This is a genomic window from Planktothrix sp. FACHB-1355, assembly GCF_014748295.1.
Taxonomy (GTDB): Bacteria; Cyanobacteriota; Cyanobacteriia; order Cyanobacteriales; family Aerosakkonemataceae; genus Aerosakkonema; species Aerosakkonema funiforme_A.
The window spans coordinates 1-4,095 of record NZ_JACJUP010000615.1 but is presented as its reverse complement, the minus strand read 5'-3'; the positions used below and the strand labels follow the sequence as shown (position 1 = coordinate 4,095).

Here is a 4,095-nt window from a genome sequence, read left to right as displayed (position 1 = left end):
ATAATTGACACCACGCATGGGCAGATTAAAAAAGGCAAATTGTTGCGCTTTTGGGTCAAATATAGTGCTAAATTTGTAACTGTATCTTGCCAAATGCCTGCTTTTGCGTAAATATTGATGCGATCGCGTATTGTTTTCGCCTTTTCTAGTTTGGCAAGCAAATCTGCACTCGGTTCAATTCTTTGGGTATATCCGCCAACCTTATTATCCTTAAATTCGTCTTGAAAATTGCATTTTAATACCAAATTCCAAGCCCGCGCAGGCGGGCTCAAGAATAAAGAAATTTCGTTTAGCTAAAATCCCCGTAAAAATAGATAATGCTGTTGGCAAAGTCGGTTTAAACCGACTAAATTTCTATTTTCTTCAGTCCGTTTCAACGGACTTTCGCTATGACGCTGGGGTTTGAACCCCAGGCGGACTTCAATGTGCAGAATCGGAATCAAGTCGGCGAGAACGATAGTAACCTTTGATTTCCCGATTGTAAAATTTTCCGGGTGAATCGGTCGAGATCATTTCCTCCCAGATTTCTTCATCCACGCCTTCATATTGATAAACGGAACCGTTTTTAAATTCGACTTGCAATAGGTGTCGATCGCTATCGTATCCTATTGAGTTTGCCATTGTCGAATGTACGGGTAACATTGGTATTTCCGATTGTACACCAGGCAGTTCGTAAAAGTCAACAGATGCAGCGAGTTCGGGAGAGTTTGAGGATACGACTGCATCTAATTGTACCAATCCTTCATAAGCTGCAACGGGTGCGGGAATTTCAATTACATCTATGCTATCTCCCCGATCGATAATTAATCCCAAATATTCATCATCGTGACTGATGCCGACAAGGTTGCTCAAATCGATTTTGGTATATTTCATACAGATATCTCCTCGGTAATCTCAGATTTGAGATTTCAGATTTCAAATTTGGATAAATCTGAAATCTGAAATTTGAAATTGGCAATTTACTTCACTTTGTTTTGATTTTTCGCTTGTTCGATCGCAATTTCTTTCACCGCTTGGAAAGAATTGGCATTGGATGAACCTTCGATCGCTTTCACAGCCAAATCTTGTACCTGTTTGAGCGCAGCATCCAATTGTTTGGAAAGTGTACCGATGCGAGTATCTTGATTTTGGATAGTTTCCATGAGCGAATTAATTCGCAACTCGTAAGTGCGCTTGCTACCTTCGATTTCCTTGGCAAGCAAATCTGCTTTAATTTTGGCTTGGTGACCTGCGATACCCTTGCCTTCATCCTTGGCGCGTTTAATCGCATTTTCCAAATCTTTAGGCATATTTTCGACTTTAGTTTTCAGTTCGTTAAATTGGGTTTCCCGTTCTGCGATCGCCTTTTCTTTTTCAGCCCATTCTTTTTCGCGAGCTTGTTTCAACTCATCCAATTCGCCATACAAACGCTTCTTCTCTTGTTCGTATTCCTCATCAGAAAGTTGGCGTTGCAAAGTCAAATCGTAAGAGTATTCTTGAGTATCGCGTTGGCGAGTCTTCCCTTGCGTTTCGTTGCGTTCTTTGATAAAGCGGCGGTGTTCTTCCTGTTCCTTTGTCCACGCTTTCCGTGCTTGAGTTATTGTCAGATCGACTTCTTCCCGACGCTGACGTTGTTCTTCGTTAAAAGTTTTGGAACTTTCTTCGTATTGTTCGATTAAAGTAGCCAAACTACCATCAGTTACTTGCAGATTGTGTAGCGCTTCTAATTGCTGGTTTTCCTCTGCGACTTTGCGCTGCACTTCTTGGAGTTGAAAAGCTTCGATCGTCAGTTTTTCCGATAAGTCGCTAACTGCGCCACCGAAGTTTAATTGCAGTCGGTTCAATCCCTCAATAATCGATTCCATTTTCTGTTGATTTTGGACAGGTTTGATAGGTACTTCCGTTGTCGATTTACCATTCCCGTTGCCGTTACGTACTTCTGTTGGTTTGATTTCTGGTTTTTGATTCATTTTTGTCTCCAATTCTTTCTTTTCTTGCAACAATTCGTTAAATGCTTCCAGAATTTCAGCCTTGGTATTCTTCTCGTTGGGACGTTTGGTAGGCATAAGTTAACCTCAAAGTTTAATTGGTTGACAAAATCTCTTGTGGGATGGGCATCTTGCCCGGACTCGACATCAACAGCTATGATGAAAGTGAAATGGCCAAAATCGCAGGAAAAACATTAACTATCGCTATGCTTTGGAGGCTCGCGAGCCTGAGCGTATGCTATATTTAGCTGTGCCATTGGAAGATCGAATTGTGTTTGTAAAAACATCATGACTAATTACGATCGAGAACCAGTGCGGGTTTTGATGCACTTGAATGGCGGCTACACCAAAGTCACTTTTGAGCGGGTAGAAGGACAGGGTTTAGCGGATGGTGGCGTTGACTGGGATATTCCAACTCAAAAGATTCCTTTCCATCTCAGAAACATTGGTTCTCGCTTCTTCGTTATCCAAAAGGCAGTCAGCTTGGAGAAAGACACGATAGAAGATATTCGTGAGATCCTTTTACAAATCAAAATCGAAGAGATGTAAGGAGTAAGACCCGCTCCGAAAATTGGTAAGTGATTTTTTTACCACAGATATCCACAGATGTAGGCGATAGCCTTCCCGAAGGGTACACAGATAAACACGGATGTGGATCTAGATTTATCGTAAGGTATGCTGGGTATAATTGGATTTTTCGGATAGGTTCTGAGTGATTGAAGGCTTAAGGTTTTCTCAGTCGATCGCAAAATTCTTGATGTTCCCCACTCGCCAATCCTTTCTGCAATTCGGAGAGAACGGTTGCTAAATCGCCGTTGAGTAATGCGGAAACTGCTAACCACAAACCTGGAAATATTTGAGAGCGAATTATCCCCGTTTCATCTGGTGTAAACGGAATATACACGCCTTCTTGCAAGCTGAACCAATCCAAGCGATTTTCGTATCTTTGCCACACTAAATATTCTTGCACCTCGTTGCGACGATAAGCTCTGAGTTTATCGTTGAGATCGTAAGCAGCTGTGCTGGCGGCAATTTCCACAATTAACTCCGGTGCGCCTTCCACGTAATCGTCTTCGGTGATGCGAGATTTCCCGCCTGCTTCCGGTTCCAAACGCAGAAGTGCGTCTGGTTGCGGTTCGTTATCTAAATCTAACCGAACGGTAGGATTATCCCCCAAACGAACGCCAGGAGTAGCAGCACGGTAAACTCCCAACCAAGTGATAATAGAACTGTGAGGTTCGGCATGATTGGTAAAGCGCAGAGGTGAAGCCACGTAAACAACTCCTTCGATCAGTTCTGCTTTTTTGATGCGAGGTGCAGCATCGTAGCGTCGTTCAAATTCCTGGCGGGTAAGGCGATCGCCACTTTCCAAAGGAGGTACTTTGATCGATGGTGTCACAGACATCCAAGTTTCCTCAATCTTTGCATTCATTCTGGCACGAGACAGTTAGAACCTATCTGTGTTCATCTGTGTTCATCTGTGGATATCTGTGGTTTCCTCTCAAACCGACTTTTCATTCCGGTTAAGTTGAGCGAAACCCAACATTGTCATAACTCCCATTTTTGTTGGGTTTCGTACAAGATTTGAGAAACCGGGTTTCTTAAGGAAAAATCTTGGCTCTTGATTTGAAGAAGCAAGAAACCCGGTTTCTAACCCTGGTGCAAGTCTGGGGTTTCGTACCTCAACCCAACCTACTTAGGATTCGGATTTTTCCGCTCTGGCTGCAAACCGATTTGATGAACTTTCAAAAGCACGCATTGCCAATTCTTGCGCTTGTCGCAATGTGGCTTGCAGTTGCGTGGAAATTTCGGTAATTTGTTCTGTTTGTCGCTGAATCTTGGCTTCTAATGACTGAATTTGTAACTCGTAACCTTGCTTTGTCGCTTCCCACTCTTTGTCTAATAAATCCGCCTTAACTTTCGCTTCTCGATCGGCTTCTCGAATGCCTTCTTCCCGCGATTTCTTAATAGCTTCGTCCAGTTCGCCGGGGAATGCCGCAGCTTTGCGTTGATACTCTTCCAATAATTTTTGATTTGTTGCCAAAGTACGCTCCCGTTCGGCCCAATTTTTCTCTTTCGCTTGCGTTGTTTCTTGGATTTCCCGTTCGAGTAGGCGCTTGGTTTCTTC

The 4,095-nt window shown here is 43.1% G+C and carries 5 protein-coding genes and 1 pseudogene; 1 reads left to right on the top strand and 5 read right to left on the bottom strand.

All coding sequences use genetic code 11. The features are described 5' to 3' along the window. The 3 genes from H6S82_RS21680 to H6S82_RS21670 all read right to left on the bottom strand — a co-directional run. The coding region (locus H6S82_RS21680) for a DUF928 domain-containing protein (RefSeq protein ID WP_191056685.1) at positions 1 to 245 on the bottom strand (245 nt) is incomplete at its 3' end. Between the two features lie 175 nt (positions 246 to 420). Further along, the gene (locus H6S82_RS21675; RefSeq protein ID WP_190469211.1) at positions 421 to 873 is read right to left on the bottom strand and encodes a KTSC domain-containing protein; all 453 of its coding nucleotides are present in this window, start codon (positions 871 to 873) and stop codon (positions 421 to 423) included. A gap of 86 nt (positions 874 to 959) precedes the next feature. Continuing rightward, on the bottom strand, positions 960 to 2,045 hold the full coding sequence (locus H6S82_RS21670) for a hypothetical protein (protein WP_190469213.1): 1,086 nt from the start codon (positions 2,043 to 2,045) through the stop codon (positions 960 to 962). Positions 2,046 to 2,255: 210 nt separating this feature from the next. Here H6S82_RS21670 and H6S82_RS21665 point away from each other — a divergent pair, with 210 nt between their 5' ends. Beyond that, positions 2,256 to 2,516 (top strand): hypothetical protein, encoded by a 261-nt coding sequence (locus H6S82_RS21665; protein ID WP_190469216.1) that lies wholly within the window; start codon positions 2,256 to 2,258, stop codon positions 2,514 to 2,516. Between the two features lie 175 nt (positions 2,517 to 2,691). Here H6S82_RS21665 and H6S82_RS21660 read toward each other — a convergent pair whose 3' ends face one another. After that, positions 2,692 to 3,372, bottom strand: a complete 681-nt coding sequence (locus tag H6S82_RS21660; protein WP_190469218.1) for a Uma2 family endonuclease — start codon at positions 3,370 to 3,372, stop codon at positions 2,692 to 2,694. 291 nt (positions 3,373 to 3,663) lie between these two features. Then, a pseudogene (locus H6S82_RS21655) lies at positions 3,664 to 4,095 on the bottom strand (hypothetical protein); the annotation flags it as partial.

Excerpts from the sequence above, each read along its gene's own strand:
- H6S82_RS21675 (WP_190469211.1), bottom strand. The coding sequence starts at position 873 with ATGAAATATACCAAAATCGATTTGAGCAACCTTGTCGGCATCAGTCAC.
- H6S82_RS21670 (WP_190469213.1), bottom strand. The coding sequence starts at position 2,045 with ATGCCTACCAAACGTCCCAACGAGAAGAATACCAAGGCTGAAATTCTG.
- H6S82_RS21665 (WP_190469216.1), top strand. The coding sequence starts at position 2,256 with ATGACTAATTACGATCGAGAACCAGTGCGGGTTTTGATGCACTTGAAT.
- H6S82_RS21660 (WP_190469218.1), bottom strand. The coding sequence starts at position 3,372 with ATGTCTGTGACACCATCGATCAAAGTACCTCCTTTGGAAAGTGGCGAT.